21 protein-coding genes and 1 pseudogene are annotated in these 19,296 nt (G+C 73.1%); 12 read left to right on the top strand and 10 right to left on the bottom strand.

The window, feature by feature from the left end:
• The first annotated feature begins 9 nt into the window (after positions 1-9).
• Positions 10-897, top strand: a complete 888-nt coding sequence (locus KZQ38_RS19080) for an SDR family NAD(P)-dependent oxidoreductase (protein ID WP_219443445.1) — start codon at positions 10-12, stop codon at positions 895-897.
• An 81-nt stretch (positions 898-978) separates the two neighbouring features.
• Positions 979-1,941 (top strand): hypothetical protein, encoded by a 963-nt coding sequence (locus KZQ38_RS19085; protein ID WP_219443446.1) that lies wholly within the window; start codon positions 979-981, stop codon positions 1,939-1,941.
• On the opposite strand, the gene KZQ38_RS19090 is transcribed toward KZQ38_RS19085, so the two are convergent.
• On the bottom strand, positions 1,938-2,777 hold the full coding sequence (locus tag KZQ38_RS19090; RefSeq protein WP_219443447.1) for a chromosome partitioning protein ParB: 840 nt from the start codon (positions 2,775-2,777) through the stop codon (positions 1,938-1,940). The genes KZQ38_RS19085 and KZQ38_RS19090 overlap by 4 nt on opposite strands.
• Positions 2,777-3,442, bottom strand: a complete 666-nt coding sequence (locus KZQ38_RS19095) for a metallophosphoesterase family protein (protein ID WP_219443448.1) — start codon at positions 3,440-3,442, stop codon at positions 2,777-2,779. The genes KZQ38_RS19090 and KZQ38_RS19095 overlap by 1 nt, the downstream gene beginning before the upstream one ends.
• A gap of 106 nt (positions 3,443-3,548) precedes the next feature.
• Between KZQ38_RS19095 and KZQ38_RS19100 the strand changes: the two genes are divergently transcribed.
• Positions 3,549-4,631: a DUF2332 domain-containing protein gene (locus KZQ38_RS19100; protein WP_219443449.1), complete on the top strand. Its 1,083-nt coding sequence runs from the start codon at positions 3,549-3,551 to the stop codon at positions 4,629-4,631.
• On the opposite strand, the gene KZQ38_RS19105 is transcribed toward KZQ38_RS19100, so the two are convergent.
• Together KZQ38_RS19105 and corA are read right to left on the bottom strand one after the other, a co-directional pair.
• Complete coding sequence (locus KZQ38_RS19105; protein ID WP_219443450.1) at positions 4,520-5,179, bottom strand: hypothetical protein; 660 nt, start codon at positions 5,177-5,179, stop codon at positions 4,520-4,522. The two genes, KZQ38_RS19100 and KZQ38_RS19105, sit on opposite strands and share 112 nt — an antisense overlap.
• A 180-nt stretch (positions 5,180-5,359) precedes the next feature.
• Positions 5,360-6,436 (bottom strand): magnesium/cobalt transporter CorA, encoded by a 1,077-nt coding sequence (corA, locus tag KZQ38_RS19110; RefSeq protein ID WP_219443451.1) that lies wholly within the window; start codon positions 6,434-6,436, stop codon positions 5,360-5,362.
• Between the two features lie 259 nt (positions 6,437-6,695).
• Between corA and KZQ38_RS19115 the strand changes: the two genes are divergently transcribed.
• Positions 6,696-7,238 carry a MaoC family dehydratase gene (locus tag KZQ38_RS19115; protein WP_372452257.1) on the top strand — a complete coding sequence of 181 codons (543 nt, stop codon included), beginning with the start codon at positions 6,696-6,698 and terminating at the stop codon, positions 7,236-7,238.
• A 9-nt stretch (positions 7,239-7,247) separates the two neighbouring features.
• A complete protein-coding gene (locus KZQ38_RS19120) occupies positions 7,248-8,327 on the top strand; it encodes a DUF2332 domain-containing protein (protein WP_219443453.1) in 1,080 nt (359 codons plus the stop codon).
• 47 nt (positions 8,328-8,374) lie between these two features.
• On the opposite strand, the gene KZQ38_RS19125 is transcribed toward KZQ38_RS19120, so the two are convergent.
• Positions 8,375-8,788, bottom strand: a complete 414-nt coding sequence (locus tag KZQ38_RS19125; RefSeq protein WP_219443454.1) for an NUDIX hydrolase — start codon at positions 8,786-8,788, stop codon at positions 8,375-8,377.
• A 143-nt stretch (positions 8,789-8,931) separates the two neighbouring features.
• Between KZQ38_RS19125 and KZQ38_RS19130 the strand changes: the two genes are divergently transcribed.
• Genes KZQ38_RS19130 through KZQ38_RS19150 form a run of 5 tightly spaced genes read left to right on the top strand, consistent with a single transcriptional unit; the run spans position 8,932 to position 11,760 of the window.
• Entirely contained in the window at positions 8,932-9,090 is a 159-nt protein-coding gene (locus tag KZQ38_RS19130) for a hypothetical protein (RefSeq protein WP_198932907.1), read from the top strand.
• A gap of 44 nt (positions 9,091-9,134) precedes the next feature.
• Complete coding sequence (locus tag KZQ38_RS19135; RefSeq protein ID WP_219443455.1) at positions 9,135-9,695, top strand: PH domain-containing protein; 561 nt, start codon at positions 9,135-9,137, stop codon at positions 9,693-9,695.
• Positions 9,696-9,709: 14 nt separating this feature from the next.
• A complete protein-coding gene (locus tag KZQ38_RS19140; RefSeq protein ID WP_219443456.1) occupies positions 9,710-10,567 on the top strand; it encodes a PHP domain-containing protein in 858 nt (285 codons plus the stop codon).
• A gap of 48 nt (positions 10,568-10,615) precedes the next feature.
• On the top strand, positions 10,616-11,455 hold the full coding sequence (locus KZQ38_RS19145) for a RecB family exonuclease (RefSeq protein WP_308258472.1): 840 nt from the start codon (positions 10,616-10,618) through the stop codon (positions 11,453-11,455).
• An 8-nt stretch (positions 11,456-11,463) separates the two neighbouring features.
• Positions 11,464-11,760 carry a hypothetical protein gene (locus KZQ38_RS19150; RefSeq protein ID WP_219443457.1) on the top strand — a complete coding sequence of 99 codons (297 nt, stop codon included), beginning with the start codon at positions 11,464-11,466 and terminating at the stop codon, positions 11,758-11,760.
• 3 nt (positions 11,761-11,763) lie between these two features.
• Here the strand turns inward: KZQ38_RS19150 and KZQ38_RS19155 are convergent, their stop codons facing one another.
• From KZQ38_RS19155 to KZQ38_RS37510, 3 genes and pseudogenes are all read right to left on the bottom strand, one after another.
• Positions 11,764-12,636, bottom strand: a complete 873-nt coding sequence (locus KZQ38_RS19155; protein WP_219443458.1) for an alpha/beta fold hydrolase — start codon at positions 12,634-12,636, stop codon at positions 11,764-11,766.
• 46 nt (positions 12,637-12,682) lie between these two features.
• Positions 12,683-14,062, bottom strand: coding sequence for an Rv3212 family protein (locus KZQ38_RS19160; protein ID WP_219443459.1), 1,380 nt, complete (start codon positions 14,060-14,062; stop codon positions 12,683-12,685).
• Positions 14,063-15,321: 1,259 nt separating this feature from the next.
• Positions 15,322-16,939 (bottom strand): annotated as a pseudogene (locus tag KZQ38_RS37510) (DEAD/DEAH box helicase); the annotation flags it as partial.
• A 285-nt stretch (positions 16,940-17,224) separates the two neighbouring features.
• On the opposite strand from KZQ38_RS37510, the gene KZQ38_RS19170 reads away from it, so the two are divergent.
• Complete coding sequence (locus KZQ38_RS19170) at positions 17,225-17,902, top strand: ferritin-like fold-containing protein (protein ID WP_219443460.1); 678 nt, start codon at positions 17,225-17,227, stop codon at positions 17,900-17,902.
• Positions 17,903-17,963: 61 nt separating this feature from the next.
• On the top strand, positions 17,964-18,194 hold the full coding sequence (locus tag KZQ38_RS19175; protein WP_219443461.1) for a DUF3107 domain-containing protein: 231 nt from the start codon (positions 17,964-17,966) through the stop codon (positions 18,192-18,194).
• 51 nt (positions 18,195-18,245) lie between these two features.
• Here KZQ38_RS19175 and KZQ38_RS19180 read toward each other — a convergent pair whose 3' ends face one another.
• Both KZQ38_RS19180 and KZQ38_RS19185 read right to left on the bottom strand, forming a co-directional pair.
• On the bottom strand, positions 18,246-18,557 hold the full coding sequence (locus KZQ38_RS19180) for a DUF4873 domain-containing protein (RefSeq protein WP_219443462.1): 312 nt from the start codon (positions 18,555-18,557) through the stop codon (positions 18,246-18,248).
• Entirely contained in the window at positions 18,557-19,267 is a 711-nt protein-coding gene (locus KZQ38_RS19185; protein WP_219443463.1) for a TetR/AcrR family transcriptional regulator, read from the bottom strand. Before KZQ38_RS19185 ends, KZQ38_RS19180 begins: the two co-directional genes overlap by 1 nt.
• Between the last annotated feature and the right edge of the window lie 29 nt (positions 19,268-19,296).

A 19,296-nucleotide genomic window follows, 5' to 3' on the forward strand; every position in this document is an offset into this window, starting at 1 on the left:
GAGCGCGCGATGGGGATTCTTGACGGAAAAGCAGTCGTGATCACCGGTGCGGGGCGCGGGCTGGGTGAGGCGTACGCGATGCACGCGGCGCAGGCCGGGGCCGCGGTGGTGGTCAACGACGTGGACGCGGACCTGGCGGAACAGGTCGCGGAGCACATCCGGGGGTACGGCGGTCGGGCCGTCGCCAGCACGCACACGGTGACCGACCCGGCGCAGGCGGAGAAGATCGTCGGCCTGTGCGTGGCGGAGTTCGGTCGGCTGGACGGCCTGGTGAACAACGCCGGGCTGAACTACGAGACGCCGTCCTGGGACGACGACCCGGAATCGGTCCGCCGCACGGTCGAGGTGAACCTCCTGGGCGTCATCTACACCGGGATCGCGGCGATGCGCGTGATGCGCGCGCAGGGCCGCGGTTCGATCGTGAACATCTCCTCCGGCGCGTTCTTCGGCCAGCGCAAGCTGGCCACGTACGCGGCGACCAAGGGCGCGGTGGCGTCCCTGAGCACGTCGTGGGCACTGGACCTGGAGACCGAGGGCATCCGCGTGAACGCGGTGTGCCCGGTCGCCCACACGCGCATGGTCTGGAAGTCCGAGCGGTCCCTGCGGGCGATCCCCGCCGACCGCACACCGGGCAAGGTCGCCCCGCTCGTGCTGTTCCTGCTCAGCGACGACGCGGACGGCATCACCGGGCAGATCGTCCGGTGCAACGGCAGGCAGCTGCACCTCGTGGGCCAGCCCTACTTCAAGCAGCCCGTCCTGGAGAGCGACAGCTGGGACACGACGTCGGTGAAGCGGGCGTTCGACGGTGTGCTCCAGGCGCACCTCGAACCGTTCGGCCTGGAGAAGCGGATGCCGCCCCGGCTGCGCGAGCTGGTGGAGCCCGGCCGCACGGCCTGAGGGCGCGCGGCGGCACTTCCCGGACGCGTACCACTCGTCCGGGTGAGTGCCGACCGACCGGTCGGTGTCACCATCGACAGGGTGGGCGCACGCAGACCGAGGGTCACCGACTGGCGGCTGGTGGTGCAGTCGCGGTTGGACCGCGTGCGTGCCGACCTGGCCGTGCTCGGTCCGACGGACCCGGTCGGCGCGCACTGGTGCGCGGTCGCCGAACAGCAGGCGGCCGTCGTGGAGGACATGATCACCCGCGAGGAGTCCCGGCTGCGGACCGTCGCGTCGTGGTGGTCGGGCTGGCACATCGAACGGGCCTGGCGGTCGTTGCACGAGGCGGAGATCGCGGTCGTCGCGGCGGGACCCGGCTACCTCGGGCGGCTGCCCGGGCTGCGTGCGCGGGTCGCCGAGAACCTGGACGACGACGACCCGCGGCGGATCGCGTTGGAGGAGCTGCGGCCCGGCGAGCTGCCGCCGACCGCGGAGCGGGAGCTGGTGGTCGACGCGTTGCGGGCGTCGTTCGACCGGTCGGACTTCGCGCACGCCGGGTCGCGGGCGCTGCGCAACAAGCTGATCGCCGCGTCCGCGGTGCTGTTCCTGGTGAACACGCTGATCGGCGTCATCGCGTTCACGCACCCCGGCGCGATCCCGATGTGCGTGGGCTCGGAGCGGCTGCCCACGGTGTGCCCGACCGGCAAGGCGGCGAGCGGCTGGGACGTCTGGCTGGTCCAGGTGCTGGGCGCGTTCGGCGCGGTCCTGTCGGCGGTCGTGCTGCTGCTGCGCAGGCGGCCCAGCCTCTCGCCGTACGTCATGATCGGCTACCAGGCGACGATCAAGATCCTGCTCGGCGCGGCGCTCGCCGTCATCGGCGTCCTGGCGCTGGGCGCGGGCGTGACGACCGGCCTGATCGGGGTCGCGTCCCAGGCCGCGTTGCTGCTGTGGGCCGTCATCCTCGGGTACTCGCAGCAGGTCGCCACGCGGTTGCTGGACAGCTACGCGGACCGCGTGATGGACCGCGCCCGGCCGCTGCCCAAGCTGGAGGGCCAGCGCTAGCGGCGGTCGCGGATGGCGTCGATGACGTCCGGGTCCCAGCGGTGCGTGCGGATCAGCCGGTAGCGCTCCGCCGCGACCCACATGTACGCCTCGGTCTCGGTGCGGTCCCCGACCAGGCCCGCCTGCCGCAGCATCTCCACCACCGGCACGTACTCCTCGGCGTACCAGCGGTGCGCGACGGTCGCCCGGTCCAGGAACGCGCCCTCGTCCTGCATCAGCCGGAACCCCCACGCCTCCACGTGCTCGCCCAGCTCGGCGTAGTCCCACGGGTCCGACAGCAGCACGGCCGCCCGCTCCCGCCCGGACAGCGGCACGCGCTCCAGGAACAACCGGCGGTAGTCCTTCACGATCAGGTCGCCCCGGTGGCGGATGCCGTGTGCCGGGACCCGCGTCACCACCTCCGTGACGTAGGCGTCGATCACCGCCAGGCCGAGCGCGTGCGCCACCGACACCCGGTGGTGGCCGTCCTGGACGAAGTGCAGGTCGCCCACCCGGTACACCTCGATCGGCGGCACGGCCTCGCCGCGCCGGGCGGCCAGCGCCAGCCGCTGCCAGCGCTCCCGCACCCGTGCCGACGTGGGCCGGAACCGGCGGTCGAAATCGCGGGTGCGGTCCACGCTGCCGACGATCGAGTCCAGCCGGATGGTCTGGAGGCCGAGCCGGCGCTCGGTGACCAGCCCCAACGCCTCGACCACCTCGTGGAACGGCAGCATGATGTTCACGTCGTCCGGTTCCCGCCGCAGCCACGCGGCCAGCCGGGACAGCACCTGCCCGCGGCGGGCGCGCAGGAAGTCGTTCTCCGCGTCGGCGGCGGGGAACCCGGTGTCGCGGCGCATCAGCCCTCCTCCTGTCCGGTCACGTCCAGCACCTTGCTGCCCACCACGTTCACCACGCGCGTGCCGGCCAACCACCGGTCCGGCCGGGGAACGCCGTGCGGGTGGATGTGCCCGTGCAGGAGCAGCGACGGGCGCAGCAGGCGCACGGCGTCGTGCAGGCAGGCGAACCCGCGGTGCGGCGGGTCCGGTTCGTCACCGCAGTCCAGCGGCGGGGAGTGGGTGAGCAGCACGTCCACCGCGCGCCCGTCGCGGGCCCGCCGCCACGCCGCCAGCCGCGCCACGCGCCGCACCCGCCGCGCCTGCTGCCGCTCGGTCCACTGGTTCGGCCCGGCGTTGTACCGGATGGAACCGCCCAGGCCCGCGATCCGCAGGCCCGCCACGTCCACCACCCGTCCGTCGGCGTTCACCCCACCCGCCGGGCCCGGCCACCGGGACGGCATACCCGCCTTCGTCCACAGGCCACGCACGTTCGCGTAGCCGCTGAGGTCCACGTCGTGGTTGCCGGGCACGAACACGCAGGGCCGGTCCAACGCCGACGACAGGAACTCCAGGTAGTCGAACGGCAGGTCGCCCGCCGCCACCACCAGGTCCACGTCGTGCCGCCGCACCTGCTCGGTCCACAGCGGCTCGACCACCTCGTCCGCCACCGCGAGCACCTTCGGCATCCACCGAGCCTAGGACCGCCGGGCACGGGGGACACCTCGTCGGTGAACGGGTGAACCGCCGGTCCGCCCCGCTGCCGCCGGGTGGGAATGGGGTTAGCGTCGGCATGTGCTGGCCGAGCTGTTCCTCGACGCGGCCCGCGCCTGCCGGGACAGCCCGCTCAACCGCACCCTGCTGGTGGCGGCGGCGGACGACCTGGTGCGCGGCGGTGTCACCGCGCGGGTGATGGCGGGCGCGGAGTGCGACCGCAGGGGCGCCGTGCCGGGCCTGCGGTTCGCGGGCGCGGTGCACCGGCTGGTGCTGGAGGGCCGCGCGCCCGGTCTCGCCGAGCACTACCCCACGGTGGGCGGCGAACCGCGGCTGGCCACGCTCTGGCAGGACGCGCTGCCCGTGCTGCACGCCCACGCCGACGAGCTGCGCGCGTTGATCGGCAGGTCCGTCGTGCAGACCAACGAGCCGGGCCGCAGCGCGCCCCTGTTCGGCGGGCTCCAGGTCGCCGCCCACCTCGCGGCGGAGGCGGCGGGCAGGCGCACGCCGTTCCCGGTGCGGCTGCTGGAGGTCGGCGCGTCCGGCGGCCTCAACCTGCGCCCGCACCGGATCGCCTACCGGGTGGGCGACGAGGTGTACGGCGACGTGGGCAGCCCGTTCACGATGGACGTCCGGTGGACCGGCCGGCCGGGTGTCGACCTGTCCCACAACGTGCGCCTGGCGCGTCGCGCGGGGTGCGACCGCCACCCGGTGGACGTGTCCACCGAGGAAGGCCGGCTGCACCTGTCGTCGTTCGTGTGGCCGGACCAGAAGCTGCGCTGGGAACGCCTCCAGGCGGCGCTGGAGCTGGCCCGGCTCGACCCGGTCCCGGTGAGCCGGGCGAACGGGCCGGAGTGGCTGGCGGACCAGCTCGTCCGGCCCGAGCGCGACGTGCTCACCGTCGTGTGGCACTCGGTGATCTGGCAGTACGTGTCGCCCGCCGACCGCGCCATGGGCCGCGCGGTCCTGGCCGACGCGGCGGCACGCGCGACCGCCACCGCCCCGCTGGCGCTGCTGGTGTTCGAGTCCCGGCGGACCCCCGACCCGGACCGCTACGACTTCCAGCTCCTGCTGAAGCTGTGGCCGGGCGGCGAGTCGCTGCGCCTGGGCGCGGGCGGCGGCCACGGCATCCCGTTCACCTGGGACACCCAGCCCTGGAGCTGAAGCCAGGCCCGCTCGTCGACCTCCTTGCACACCACCCGCACCGGCCGGTAGTCGGCCGCGCGCAGCCCCCGGTAGCCGTGCCGCACGACGGCCCGGTGCACGACGTCGGACACCAGCACCGCCAGCACCGCGCCCGGCGCGTCGCGCAGCGCCTCGCGCAGGACGTCGCTGTCCACCAGGCGGCACGCCGTGTTGAGGTCCGCGCCGACCCAGCCGTACGCGTCGCGCACGAGGTCGCCCGCGTGCACCGCCATCCGCAGCCGCACCGGCTCGGCCGCGTCGGCGAGACCCGCCGCCAGCGCGGGCACCAGCGGGTCGAGCAGGTCCACTTTGGACACCGAGGGCGGCGCCAGGGCGATCAGGCCGTCACCCCGGTCCTCCACGACGAGCCGCCGCCACGGCACGCCCGCCACGCGGAACGCGCCGCGCACGGCGGTGTGCAGCACTTCCCGCGCCCGCACCTGGGCGCGGTTGTCCCGCCGGCCGTAGCCGGCGATGTCGAACACGACGACCGAGCGGTGCATCGGTCGGCTGAGCCTGTTGTCCATCGTCCCCACCTCCGCCTGGGAAGTGGGGCGTGGCGCGGTGATCTCCCCTAGTTGCCGGTGGCGATCAGCAGGGTCACCGTGGTGATCCAGCCGAGGAGGAAGGCGAGAACCCAGAACCGCAGGTTGGTGAGCATCCTGGTCATGGTGGGAACGTCCCGTCGGGTCGGGGTGGACTGGGGGCTAGAGCCAGCGGTTCCGACGGAATATTCGGTACAGGGTCAGGCAGGCGACCAGGATGACGGTGATCACCAGGGGGTAGCCGTACTTCCAGTGCAGCTCCGGCATGAAGTCGAAGTTCATGCCGTACACGCCGACCACCATGGTCGGCACGGAGATGATGGCCGCCCAGGACGTGATCTTGCGCATGTCCGAGTTCTGCTGGAGCGTGATCTTCGCCAGCGTCGCGTCCACCAGCGTCGTCAGCAGCTCGTCGAAGTTCGTCACGCGCTCGGACACCTCGGTGAGGTGGTCGTCGACGTCGCGGAAGTAGGAGCGCACCTGCTCGGGGATGAGCGGGGTGTACCCCTCGGCGAGCCGGCGCAGCGGCACGGCCAGCGGCATCACCGCGCGGCGCAGTTCCAGCACCTCGCGCTTCATCAGGTAGATCTGGTCGGCGCTGACCCGGCTGCGCGGCGCGAACACCAGGGTCTCCACCTGGTCGATGTCGTCCTCGATGCGGGCGGTCACCTCCAGGTAGTTGTCCACCACGTGGTCGGCGATCGAGTAGAGGACGGCGGCCGGCCCGACGTGCAGCTTGTCCGCGTCGGACTCCAGCTCGCGGCGCACCGCGGCGAGGCCGGAGTGGTTGCCGTGCCGGACCGTGACGACGAAGTCGCGGCCGAGGAAGACCATGATCTCGCCGCTCTCCACGATCTCGTTGGCCGTGTCGGGCGACGCGTTCTGCACGTACCGCACGGTCTTGAGCACCATGAACAGCGTGTTGTCGTACCGCTCCAGCTTGGGGCGCTGATGGGCGTGCACGGCGTCCTCGACGGCCAGCTCGTGCAGGCCGAACGTCTCGGCGACGCCCTGGATCTGCTCCTCGTCCGGCTCGTGCAACCCGATCCAGACGAAGCCCTCGCCACGCTTGCGGACCTCTTCGACGGCGTCGGTGTGCGACCAGCGGCCGGGCAGGCGTCGACCGTCCACGTACACGCCGCAGTCGACGACGTACGCGGACAGGGGCACCGGGATCGGGGCCGAGGCGCGACCGGGCGTGCGGCCTCTCAGGCCGCCGAGCGAGGGCAGGCTGGGCACGGGTCCTCCAGGCAGGGGAGCGTCGACTGGCACGACAAACGACGACGGCACGTCCCCGACCGGACAGCGCTGGGCCTAGCTGCGCGAAGCCGACCCGCCGAGGAGGACGCGCGAGGTACTCGCAGGATGGGGGTCGTTACTCATCGGTAGTCCTCACCTCCTCGGGTCGGTCGTCCGCGGCGGTGGAGTCGCTCACAGACCAGTTGCCGAGGGTACTCCTCCCGAGTTCACACTGTCGTCCCGGTCGTGGGGGTGTTCGATCACAGCTCCCACCACGAGCCAACGGAGGCGTGCGGTGCAGTTCGGGCGTTACTACGAGGAGTTCGAGGTCGGCGCGATCTACAAGCACTGGCCCGGCAAGACGGTGACCGAGTACGACGACCACCTGTTCTGCCTGCTGACCATGAACCACCACCCGCTGCACATGGACGCGCACTACGCGGCGGAGACCACGGAGTTCGGCAAGAACGTCGTGGTGGGCAACTACGTCTACTCGCTCCTGCTGGGCATGTCCGTGCCGGACGTCTCGGGCAAGGCCATCGCCAATCTCGAAGTGGAGTCGTTGCGGCACATCAAGCCGACCTTCCACGGGGACACCATCTACGGTGAGACCGAGGTGCTGGACAAGACGCCGTCCAGGTCGAAGGACGACCGGGGTGTCGTGCACGTGGAGACGCGCGGCTACAAGCAGGACGGCACGGTGGTCTGCGTCTTCCGCCGGAAGGTGATGGTCCCCAAGCGCTCGTACGGCGACCGCAGGGGCGGCGAGCAGCCCGGTCGCCCGGAGCCGTTGATCGGGTGAAGGAGTGACGTGACGTCGCTGGAACTGGTGAGGGAGCGGCTGGACGGGTTCGCCCGGCGGGGCGCGTGCGGCGTGTCCCCGCTCTACGAGCACCTGGCCTCGCGCGCCGCCGCCGACCCGGAGGTCGCGGGCCTGCTGACCGCGGCCCCGGAACCGTTCGCGCAGCCGACGCTGCTGCTGGCCGCGGCGCACCGGCTGGTGCAGGCCGAGCCGTTCCACCCGCTGTCGAACTACTACCCGTCGCTGGGCGGCACGTTCGGGCCGGACGACGACACGTGGCCGTTGTTCCGGTCGTTCGTGCTGGAGCGGGCCGACCGGGTGCGCGAGCTGGTCGCGACCCGCACCACGCAGACCAACGAGGTGCGCCGGGCCGCGTTGCTGTACCCGGCGCTGGCCATGGTGAAGGGGCCGGTCGGGCTGCTGGAGGTCGGCTGCTCGGCGGGCCTGCTGCTGGGGCTCGACCAGTACGGCTACCGGTACCAGACCGAGCAGGCCGGGCAGCTCGCCGCGGGTCCCGCGAAGGCCGCGCTCGGGCTGCACTGCGCGTTGGAGCTGGCGCCGGGCGCGCAGCTGCCGAAGATCCCCAAGTCGGTGAAGGTCGCGGCGAAGGTGGGGCTGGACCGCGCGCCCGCCGACCTCGCCGACGAGGACACCTACGCGTGGCTGGAGGCGTGCGTCTGGGCCGACCAGCCGGAGCGGTTGCGGTTGTTCGGCGTGGCGGCGACCGTGCAGCGCAAGTCGCCGCCGGAGTTCGTGACCGGCGACGCCGTGGCGGACCTGGCGAAGGCGGTCGCGCGGGTGCCCGCGGAGCTGCCGCTCGTGGTGATCACCAGCAACACGCTGCACTACGCGCCGGGTGACGAGTTCGTGCGCGCGCTGCGGGAGCTGGACCGGCCCGCCTGGTGGATCAGCCACGAGGCGTACGCGGCGGCGCTGACCCACGTGCTGCCGGGCCGGACCGACCTGGAGGCGCCGCACGAGGCGTTCGGCGTGCTCGGGCTGGTCCGGTTCGAGGGCGGCGAGGTGGTGTCCGCGAAGGCGCTCGCGATGACCCACCAGCACGGGCAGCGGATGGTGTGGCTGCCCTGACGGGTTTGGCCGGCTCCCCGCGGGGCAACCCCGTTCGGGCGAACCGCTCACGCCCGGGGCAGCCGGCCCCACTCGCGAAGGGCCTCGTACAGGCCGTCCGCGAGGTCAAGTGTGGCCAAGATCGCAGTCGTCGCCCACCGGACCTCCGAAGCGTCGTCGCCCGGACGGAGGACACCCGATCGCACCTGGCAGGCGTAGTCGTGGATGTCGTAGAGGCCGTCAGCCGCCGGACGGGTGACCTGGCCGACGAGTTCACCCACCGTCACGACAAGTCCGGTTTCCTCGCGGATCTCCCGGACCACGGCGGCATGATCACCCTCACCGGGCTCGACTCGTCCACCCGGTATCGACCACCGTCCCTCACCTGGGGGATTGGCCCGCCGAACGAGTAGTAGCCGGCCCGCGGCGTCGTGCACGACTCCGCCGACACAGCGGATCAAGCGGGCGCGTTCGGCCGCCATGCTCACTCCCCGTAGTCACACCGGAACGGCGGTGCACCCGGCTACCCCAGGTGCGGTACAAAGCTCCCACGGTGCCGCGCGGTGCGGTACAACGGTTTTCACTGGCGCCAAACGGGTGCGGGTAGCGAACGGGGTTGATCACCGTGAATCTGAAAAAGATTCTCACTTTCGCCGGGGTCGGCTTGCTCCTGTTCTTCCTCATCGCGGAGCCGCAGCAGGCGGCTCAGCTTGTGCAGAACATCCTGGGCACGCTGCGGGACGCTGCTGAGGCGCTCATCACCTTCGTGAAACAATTGTTCTGAGTCCGCCCGGCTCCTCCCCGACGGCGAAGGGTCAGGTCTGAGCCATGTTCGCACCACGGGACCCCGACGAGTACCTGCTGCCCACGGAACGCCGGGTCATCCGCGTCCGCAGGCACTGGACCAGCCTGCTCTGGGACCTCCTGGAGGCGCTCGCGCTGCTCGCCGGCGCGATGATGATCTCCTACCTGCTCCCGGACAACGCGGGCATCATCCAGAACATCCTCTGGTACGTGTCGTTGTTCGTGCTGCTCAGGCTGGCGTACTTCGTCATGGAGTGGTGGGTGGAGCGCATCGTCGTCACCGACAAGAGGTTCATGATCTCCTCGGGGGTCTTCGAGACCAAGGTGGCCATGATGCCGATCAGCAAGGTCACCGACCTGACCTACGAGCGCACCGTGCTCGGGCGCATGTTCGGCTACGGCACCCTGATCGTGGAGTCGGCGGGTCAGATCCAGGCGCTGAACCGGATCGAGTTCCTGCCCAACCCCGAGGAGGTCTACGACGCCATCTCGGAGTTGACCTTCGGTGACAAGAAGGCGCAGGCCGAGCGGTTCTCGATGATCAAGGCGCAGCGGGCGGCGCGCGGGAAGAAGATGGTGCCGTAGGTCAGACTGGGCGGGTGCGCATCGACCTGCACACCCACTCGACCGAGTCGGACGGCACCGACACGCCCGCCGAACTGGTGGCCGCCGCGGCGGCCTCCGGGCTGTCCGCCGTCGCCCTGACCGACCACGACACCGCCGCCGGCTGGGCGGAGGCCGCGGAGGCGCTGCCCCCGGGTCTCCGGCTGGTGCGCGGCGCGGAGCTGTCGTGCGCGTCCGACGACGGTCGAGGCCGGGTCATCACCGTTCACCTGCTGGCCTACCTCTACGACCCCACCTCGCCCGCGCTGGTCGAGGAGCAGCTGCGGCTGCGCTCCGAGCGGCGGCACCGGCTGCGCCGCATGGCGCACCGCATGGTCGAGGACGGGTTCCCGATCGACCCGGACGAGCTGATGGCGTCCATGCCGCCGGACGCGCCCGCCGGGCGACCCCACCTCGCGATGGCGTTGATCCGGGCCGGCGTGGTCACCAGCGTGGACGAGGCGTTCGCCCGGTACCTGACCGGCGGGCGGTACTACGTGCCGCGCACCGACACGCCGGTCGAGCGCGCCATCGCGATGATCGCCGACGCGGGCGGGGTGACCGTCCTGGCGCACCCCTTCGCCTCCGTGCGCGGGCCGATCGTGTCCGACCACGTCGTGGCGGACCTGGCGGAGCTGGGGCTGGGCGGTGTCGAGGTGGACCACCCCGACCACGACGCCGCCACCCGCGACCGGCTGCGCGGGCTGGCGGGGGAGCTGGGGCTCCTCGTCACGGGTTCGTCCGACTACCACGGCACCAACAAAACCGTGCGACTGGGTGCGGAGACCACATCACCTGACGTGTTGGACGCGATCGCCGACCGGGCGACCGGCAGCAAGGTCCTCGGCGGTTAGGGGTCGGCTCGGCGACGGTGCGGTGATCCGAACCAGTAGGTTGGGTGCGTGCACGAGCAGTTGGGGTTCGACTTCGGCGCGATGCCGAAGAAGCTGGTGCGGGTGACGCCGGCGAAGCTCGCCACGTGGGCGGACTGCCCGCGGCGGTACCGCATGGCCTACCTCGACCGCCCCGCACCGCCGCGTGGTGGCGCGTGGGCGCACAACACGCTCGGCGCGGTCGTCCACAACGCCCTCAAGGCGTTGTTCGACCTGCCCGCCGACCGGCGCACCCCCGAGCAGGCGGTGAACCTGCTGCACCGGCAGTGGAAGAACGACGGGTTCCGCGACGCGGAGCAGGCCGCCGAGTACCGGGGCCGGGCCGAGGGCTGGGTCCGGGACTACGTCGCCGAGCTGGACACGACCGCCGAACCCGTCGGCATCGAGCGCTGGGTGTCCACACCCACCGCCAAGATCGTCGCGGAGGGCCGCGTCGACCGCATCGACCTGCGTGACGGCGAGCTGGTCATCGTCGACTACAAGACCGGCAGGCACGCGTTGACCGTGGACGACGCACGCGGGTCGCAGGCCCTCGCCCTGTACGCCCTGGCGGCCCGCCGCACGCTCCGCAAACCGTGTCACCGGGTGGAGCTGCACCACCTGCCCACGGGCACGGTCTCCGTGTGGGAGCACACCGAGGAAAGCCTCGCCCGGCACGTGTCGCGTGCCGAGGAGGCGGCCGACGAGCTGGGGCTCGCGGGCGACACCCTCGCGGCGGGCGGCGACCCCGAGATCCTGTTCCCGCCCCGGACGGGGAAGCAGTGCACGTGGTGCGACTTCCGCCGCAGCTGCCCCGAGGGGCAGCAGGCCGCACCGACACTCGATCCGTGGGCTCTGCTCGCGCCGTAGGGAGAGTTGTGACGAACGTGGGTACCGAGCCGCGGCTCGTGCGCGTCTGGCGTGGCGTGAGCGGTGCGGTGGCGGTGGGCCTCGTGTTACTCGCACTGGCCCTGATCGGCGTCCAGGTGTACGCGGCGGGGCACGACCTGCCCGGACCGGGCGTGGACGTCGTCGCCGGGCACGTGGTGGCCGCCGTGCTCGCCGTCGTGGCGCAGGTCTTCGCCGACCGCCGCACCCGCTGGGTCGCCGGCGTGCTCGGCCTCGCCGTGCTGGTGCTCGGCGCGGGCGTGCTGTGGTTCTTCTGGTGGGCGTGACGGTCAGCCCGCCAGCCACGCCCGCCACGTCGGCAGCAGCGTGGCCAGCAGCGCCTCCGGCGCCTCCGTGTTCGGTGAGTGCCGCACGCCCTTGAGGACCGCGAAGTCGGCGTCCAGCCGTTCCGCCATGTCCCGCTGGCTCGCGGCCGACCACGCGTCGTCCAGCTCGCCGCACGCCACCAGGCACGGCACGCGTGCCGCGCGCAGCGCGCGCGCCAGCTTCGCCACCAGGTCCGGCTCGGTGCGCAGCGAGTCGCCCATGCCGAGCAGGCCCGCGGGCGTGCTGCGCAGGAACCGCTCGCGGTAGAAGTTCTTCAGCTCCGCCGGCACCAGCGCCCAGCGCGGGTCGGCCGTCGCCCGCACCTCGTTGAGCCGCTGCGACGCCTCGATGCCCTGCTCGCGCAGCACCACCTCGCCGTGGTCCAACGCCGTGCGGCGGTCACCGGGCGGCAGCTCAGACGGTCCCGACGACAACAGCGTCAGCCCGCTCACCGGCGCGCCCGCCAGCACCGCGGCCCGCGCCACCAGGCCGCCGTAGGAGTGGCCGAGCAGCAGCACCCGCCGGTCCACCGCCAGCTTGCCCACCAGCTCCGCCACGGCCGCGCCCAGCGGACCGGGCCGGTAGTCGGCCTCGGCCACCGGACCCGCCGACTCGTACTGGCCGGGCAGGTCGATCGCCAGCACCTCCAGGCCCGCGTCCGCGATCGGGTCGAGCAGCGGCGCGAAGTCCTCCTTGGACCCCGTGTAGCCGGGCACCAGCAGCGCTGTCGCGCCCAGGTCGCCACCGGCGGCGGGCGAGCGGAGGGCGGCGATCGGGCCGTACCGGCCGGGCAGGTCGACGCGTTCCGCGCGGTGCGGGCTGAGCTGCGAGTGCACGTCTCGCAGTCTGCCGGCCGACGCGCCGATGCGCGCCCACCGCGACTCAGCGCAGGGCGACCAGCGTGCCGCCGCGCTGCTCGAACACGATCGGGCCCTCCGTGGCGGGCAGCACCGGCCCGGTGTAGCCGTCCCGGTTCACCGGGATGCGTGCCGCCACCTGGCCGGTCACCTGGTCGACCACCGCCAGCCCGTCCCGCACCGGCACCAGCGCCCGGCCGGCGAGCGTCGTCGCCGGGCCCTGCGCGGGCAGCGACCACACCGGGTTCAGGTCGACCAGGGACAACGCGATCGTGCGCGAACCGGTGAACCAGTAGACGTTCGCCGTGCTGGTCGTCGACGCCACCACGCGGCCCGGCGGGTCGCCCGCCAGCTCCTCGGCGGTCACCTCCACCGGGTAGTCACGGATCAGGCCGCCGGTGTCGGCGTCGAAGACCTGGAGCTTGCCCGGCACGGCCACCGCGACCCGGTTGTTGGTCAGCGCGACCACCCGGGCGCCCTTCTCACCGACCACCACGCTGCTCATCACCTGCGGCTCGTCGAACTTCTCCGGGTTCGGCTTGAGGATGGTGAGCCGGTCGGACGGGTCCAGCGCGTAGCAGCGCTCCACGACCGCGACCTTGCCGCTGGTGACCGCGAACGACCCGTACTCGCAGCCGGGGCGGGGCTGCTTGCCGGCGTTCACGATCGCCCGGAGGTTGCCGTACTCCAGCGAGCGGACCAGGTCGTCCCGCCGGTACACCTCGAAGTACGTGTTGCCCGTGGCCAGCACGTGCGAGCCCTCGTTCAGCAGGCGGGTGTCGTTCGCGGCGTCACCGTTGCGCTGCGGGCCGCGCTTGCCCGACGCCAGGTCCAGCGTGGTCAGCTCGGAGCAGTTGGTGTCCTTGCGGTAGAGCGCGAACGCCCGGCCCCACGCCGTGCTCACCGTGCACAGCGGCCAGTTCCGGCGGTACGACCAGCGGACGTCGCCGGTCAGCGGGTCCCGGCCGACGACCTCGCCGCCGTCGCCGGTCACCACCACGGAGTCCACGCTCACCGGCACCGGGGTGGCGGCGCTGGGCGCGCGCCACACCTCGCCCAGGGACGGCGGCAGCACCGTCACCGGGGGCAGCAGGGCGACCTCGCTCGGTCCGGTGCGGGAGTCCGTGTTGCGCACGTCGCTGAACGCCCACACCAGCAGGCCGCCCACGAGGACCGCCACCAGCAGCAGGGCCAGCGCGACGTAGTCGCCCCTGGTGCGCCACGTCCGGACCGGGCCGACCGGCCCGTCGTCGGGCTCCTCGGCCGGCTCCTCGTCCGGCGCGGTGTCGGAGCGCTGCTCCGCCAGGACGTCCTCGGTGGTGTCGGCGGACGCCTGGTCGGCCGGACGCCCCTCGGCGTCCAGCACGACCTGGCCGTTCGACTCCGGCTGTTCCGGCTCGCCCACTGCCCGGCTCCCGATGGGTTCGGTGATCTGTCCGGCCACATGCTGCCGCACGTGGCCGGTGATCCGTGTAAGGCGTCAGTCTGCCGAGGACCCGGCCTCGGCGGAACCACCACGCGCCCGCCGCTTGGGCGCCGGCGCGTCGGCGTCGGCCACCTTGCGCGTCCGCTTCGGCTTGGCGTCCGGTTCGGCGTCGGCGACCTTGCGGGTGCGCTTCGGCTTCTCCTCGGCCACCTCGGTCGGGTCGGCCGCCTTGCGCGTGCGGGTGCGCTTGGGCGCGGCCTCGGTTTCGGCTGCCTCGGTGTCGGCTGCCTTGGCCCGGGTCCGCTTGGGCTTGGCCTCCGCGTCGACCGGCTCCGCCGCGGCCTTGGCGCGGGTGCGCTTCGGCTTCTCCTCCGCGGCGGGGGCCTCGGCGCTCGCCGCGGCCGTGCGGCGACGCGTGGTCTTGGCGGGTGCTTCGGCGGTCGCTTCGGTCGCCTCGGTCGCGGCGGCCCGGGTGCGGCGGGTCCTCTTCGCGGGCGCCTCGACGTCCGCGGCCTCGACACCGGCGGCCTCGACGGTCGCTTCGGTCTCGGTGCTCGCCGCTTCGGCAGTCCGCTTGGCACGCGTCCGGCGGACGGGCTTGGCGGGCGCTTCCGGCTCGACCTCGGGGGTCACCTGCTCCGGGGCGGGCTCGGCGCTCGCGGCACGGGTGCGCCGACGAGTCGTCTTGGCCGGCACCTCCGCCGGCTGTTCCGCCTCAACGGCCTGCTCCGCAGCCGCCCGGGTGCGGCGGCGGACGGGCTTGGCCGGTGCTTCGGTGGACTCCACGTCCGCTACCGGCTGTTCCGCTTCGGTGGCCTGCTCCGCGACCGCACGGGTGCGGCGGCGGGCAGGCTTGGCCGGTGCTTCGGTGGACACCGCGTCCGCCACTGGCTGGTCGGCCTCGGCGACCTGCTCGGCACCCGCCCGGGTGCGGCGGCGGGTGGGCTTGGCCGGTGCTTCGGTGGACACCGCGTCCGCCACGGGCTGGTCGGCCTCGGCGACCTGCTCGGCACCCGCCCGGGTGCGGCGGCGGGTGGGCTTGGCCGGAGCTTCGGTGGACACCGCGTCCGCCACGGGCTGCTCCACCTCAACGGCCTGCTCGGCACCCGCTCGCGTCCGCCGGCGGGCCGGCTTGGCCGGAGCCTCGACCGGCGGCGCCTCGGCGGGCGCGACGTCCGCCACCGGCGCGGTCTCGGTCGGCGTCGCCTCGACCGGCGTCGCGCCGGCGTCCGCACCGCCCCCGCGGCGGCGGCGTCGGCGGCGCTTCGAGGGCTGCTCGCCGGACTCGGCCGGCTGGTCGGCGGCGGGCTCGGCACCGGTCGCCGTGCCGTTCGCGGCGGCCTCGCCGTCCAACGCGACGCCACCCCGGCTGCGCTTGCGGCGGCGGCGCGAGGTCCTGGTCGGCTCGGTGGTGGTCCCGTCGGCCACCGCGTCCCGCTTGCCCCGGCGACGGCGGGTCTTGCGGTCGCCCTTCAGGTCCTCCTCCGGCTCGGCGGCCAGGCCGGCGCGGGTGCGCAGGCCCAGCGGCAGGCGGCCGGTGGAGCCCGCCGGGATGTCCAGCTCCGCGAACAGGTGGTCGGACGTCGAGTACGTCTCCACCGGTTCCGGCTTGTCGAGGCCGAGGGCGTCGCTGATCATCTTCCAGCGCGGCATCTCGTCCCAGTCGACGAGCGTGACCGCGACACCGGTGCGGCCCGCGCGCCCCGTGCGCCCGATGCGGTGCACGTAGGTCTTCTCGTCCTCGGGGCACTGGTAGTTCACGACGTGCGTGACGCCGCCGACGTCGATGCCGCGCGCGGCCACGTCGGTCGCCACCAGCACGTCGATCTTGCCGCTGCGGAACGCGCGCAACGCCTGCTCCCGCGCGCCCTGCCCGAGGTCGCCGTGCACGGCCGCCGCGGCGAACCCGCGCTCCACGAGTTCGTCGGCGACCTTCTGCGCGGTCCGCTTGGTGCGGGTGAAGATCATGGACAGCCCGCGCTCACGTGCCTGGAGCACGCGGGCCAGCAGCTCCGTCTTGTCCAGCGCGTGCGCGCGGTAGACGAACTGCTCGGTGCGCTCGTGCACCGCGCCCGCGTCGTTCTCCTCGGCACGGACGTGCGTCGGCTGGTTGAGGAACGTGCGCGCCAGCGTGATGATCGGGCCCGGCATGGTCGCCGAGAACAACATCGTCTGCCGCTCGTCGGGCACCATGCGCAGGATGCGCTCGATGTCGGGCAGGAAGCCCAGGTCGAGCATCTCGTCGGCCTCGTCCAGCACCAGCCCGCGCACCTTGCCCAGCACCAGGTGGCGCTGCTCGGCGAGGTCCAGCAGCCGGCCGGGGGTGCCGACGACCAGGTCCACGCCCTTGCGCAGGGCGGCGATCTGCGGCTCGTACGGCCGCCCGCCGTAGATGGCGAGCACCCGCACGCCGAGGTGCTTGGCGGCGTCGGTCAGGTCGTGGGTCACCTGGAGGCACAGCTCACGGGTCGGCACCACGACGAGCGCCTGCGGCGTGCCGTCACCCGGCACGGTGATGCGCTGGAGCAGCGGCACGCCGAAGCCCAGCGTCTTGCCGGTGCCGGTGCGCGCCTGCCCGATCACGTCGTCGCCGGCCAGCGCCAGCGGCAGGGTCAGCTCCTGGATGGCGAAGGCGCGCTCGATGCCGGCCTCGCGCAGCGCGCGGACGATCTCGTCACGCACGCCCAGCTCGGCGAACGTCGGCGAGTCGGACCGGACCGGGGCGTTCGCCACCAGCGGGTGCGAGGTGTCCACGTCGGGCACGCCCAGCTCGCTGTGCTCCAGCGCCACCGGGTCCAGGTGGGTTTCTTCGTTCGTCGCGGTCAGGGTGATCGCCTCTCTCGTACCAGCGCGCACGGCCTGTACGGGCCGCTCGACCGCGCCTGCCGCCTCTCGGCCGTGGGGGCGGCCGGGCAGTGGCGCGGGAGGGCCTGCGAGGTAATGCGCGCACCCTCTCCTGGCGGCACGGTGCCGCCGTAGTCGGCTCACGGCACCGCTGCGGGCCCCGAGTGGGCCGCGCCGCGCCGGGCGTCGGGTAGCCACTCTACCTCCCGACTAGGCCGTTCGTGGTGGAACGGCCGCGCGTGCTGCGGACTCGCGTGCCCGGGGTGTCGCGCACGCCACCCGACTAGGCTCGCCGCCATGGGTGACGGGGAGGCAGGAAGGTCGGCGGTGGCCGGCCAGGTGGCGGAGGGCGTGGTCGACCTGCTCGGTGCGCTCGCGTACGGCGAGCTGTCGGCGTTCGACCGGTTGGCGGAGGACGCGCGCACCGCGCCGACGCTGGCCGGCCGGGCGGCGTTGTCCGCGATGGCCGCCGCCGAGATCGGCCACTACGCGTTGATCGAGGGTTACCTGGCCGAGCGCGGCCACCGGCTGGAGGAGGCGATGAGCCCGTTCGTGGCGGGCTTCGACGCGTTCCACGCCTCGACCGCGCCGAAGTCGTGGCACGAGTCGCTGGTGAAGGCGTACGTCGGCGACGGCCTGGCGGCGGACTTCTACCGCGAGGTCGCCCGGTGGCTGGACGAGCCGACCGGGCGGCTGGTGCTCGACGTGCTCGCCGACACGGGCCACTCGGCGTTCGCCGAGCGCGAAGTCCGCGCGGCGTGCGCGGCCGACCCGAAGATCAAGGACCGGCTCACGCTGTGGGGTCGCCGGCTGCTCGGCGAGGCGTTGACGCAGGCCCAGTACGTGGTGGCGGAGCGGGACCCGCTCGCGGAGCTGATCGTCCGCGGTTCCGGCGACCTCGCCGGCATCGCCGCGTTGTTCCGCCGGCTCCAGCAGAGCCACACGCGTCGCATGACGGCGCTCGGGCTCGGCTAGGGTTGATTTCGACAACTCTCTGATCGCCGCGCCGGCGGTCAACCCGTGTACGGAGGTCAGCGTGGAGGTCAGGGTCGGCGTCGCGGACAGCCCGCGTGAGCTTGTGGTGTCCAGCTCCCTGTCGCCCGACGAGGTCGAGTCGCAGGTCGCGGACGCGCTGAGGGCGGGCAGCGGTCACCTGACGCTGGTCGACCAGAAGGGCGCGCGTTACGTCGTGCCCGCGAACCGCATCGCGTACGTGGAGATCGGTCCGAGCGACTCCCGCAAGGTCGGGTTCGTGACCGGGGACTGAAGTCCGATCGGCGGGAGGGGCGTTCCCGGTTCGGGAGCGCCCCTCCCGCCGTCAGTACCGCTCGGTCGGTTCCGGCGCGGGCGGTATCGCGTAGGGCGGGGTGCCGGTGCCCGTCACCCGGTAACGCCGCCACGGGTCGAGGTCGGCGAGTGCGCCGGTCGCCGAGCCGCCCGGCGTGCGCAGCAGCGCGGTCCGCGCGCCGCCCGCCACCAGCTCGCCCACCTCGTCGTTCGCCCCGATCCGGCCGTACCAGTGGTAGCGGCCGTCGATGGGCTGGAAGTGCCCGCGCAGGTCGACCTCCACCGGCACCTCGCGCCGGTCGAACACCAGCACGGCCGGGCCCGTGTAGCCGTCTTCGGTCATCACGCCTCCTCGGCGTCCACGAGCCGCAACGCGGGGGAACCGGCGGCCAGCGGCGCGTCCGGGTCGAGCGTCACGCCCCCGGAGCGGAGCAGGCCGTCGACCGCGTGCCAGATGATCGTGGTCAGGTAGTCGCTCAGGCTCGCCCGCGTCATGGACTGGCGGTCCAGCCACCAGTCGCCCGCGTTCTGCACCATGCCGACCAGCGCGTGCGCCCACGGCTCCGCGCCGCCGGAGTCCATCCCGTACGCCCGCAGGTGGTCGCCGAGCAACCGCGCCAGCGCGGCGGCGATGAGCTGCTTGTCCTCGTGCACCACGTCCTGCTCGACGGGGCGGTCGGTGAACGACTTGCGCACCACGAACCGGTACAGGTTCGGGTTCTGCTCGATGACGCCCAGGTAGGCGTCCACGATGCCGCGGATGCGGGCGCGGATCGGGCCGCCCCCGGTGATCGCGGGCACGACCTGGTCCATCAGCAGCTCGGTGCCACGCCGCCCGACCGCCAGGTACAGGTCGGACTTGTCCGCGAAGTGCCGGTACAGCACGGGTTTGCTCACGCCCGCCGCTGCGGCGATCTCGTCCATGCCGACGTCCGGGCCGTGCTCGGCGATGGCGCGGATGGTCGCCTCCACGAACTCCGCGCGACGCGCCTCCCGGTGCCCCTTCCAGCGCTCCCGGCGCGCGTCCGGACCGCCCTTGACAGTTCGAGCCATGTGACGCACGCTACCAGAAGTAACTGTTA

The organism is Saccharothrix obliqua (genome assembly GCF_019375475.1).
GTDB classification, from domain to species: Bacteria; Actinomycetota; Actinomycetes; order Mycobacteriales; family Pseudonocardiaceae; genus Actinosynnema; species Actinosynnema obliqua.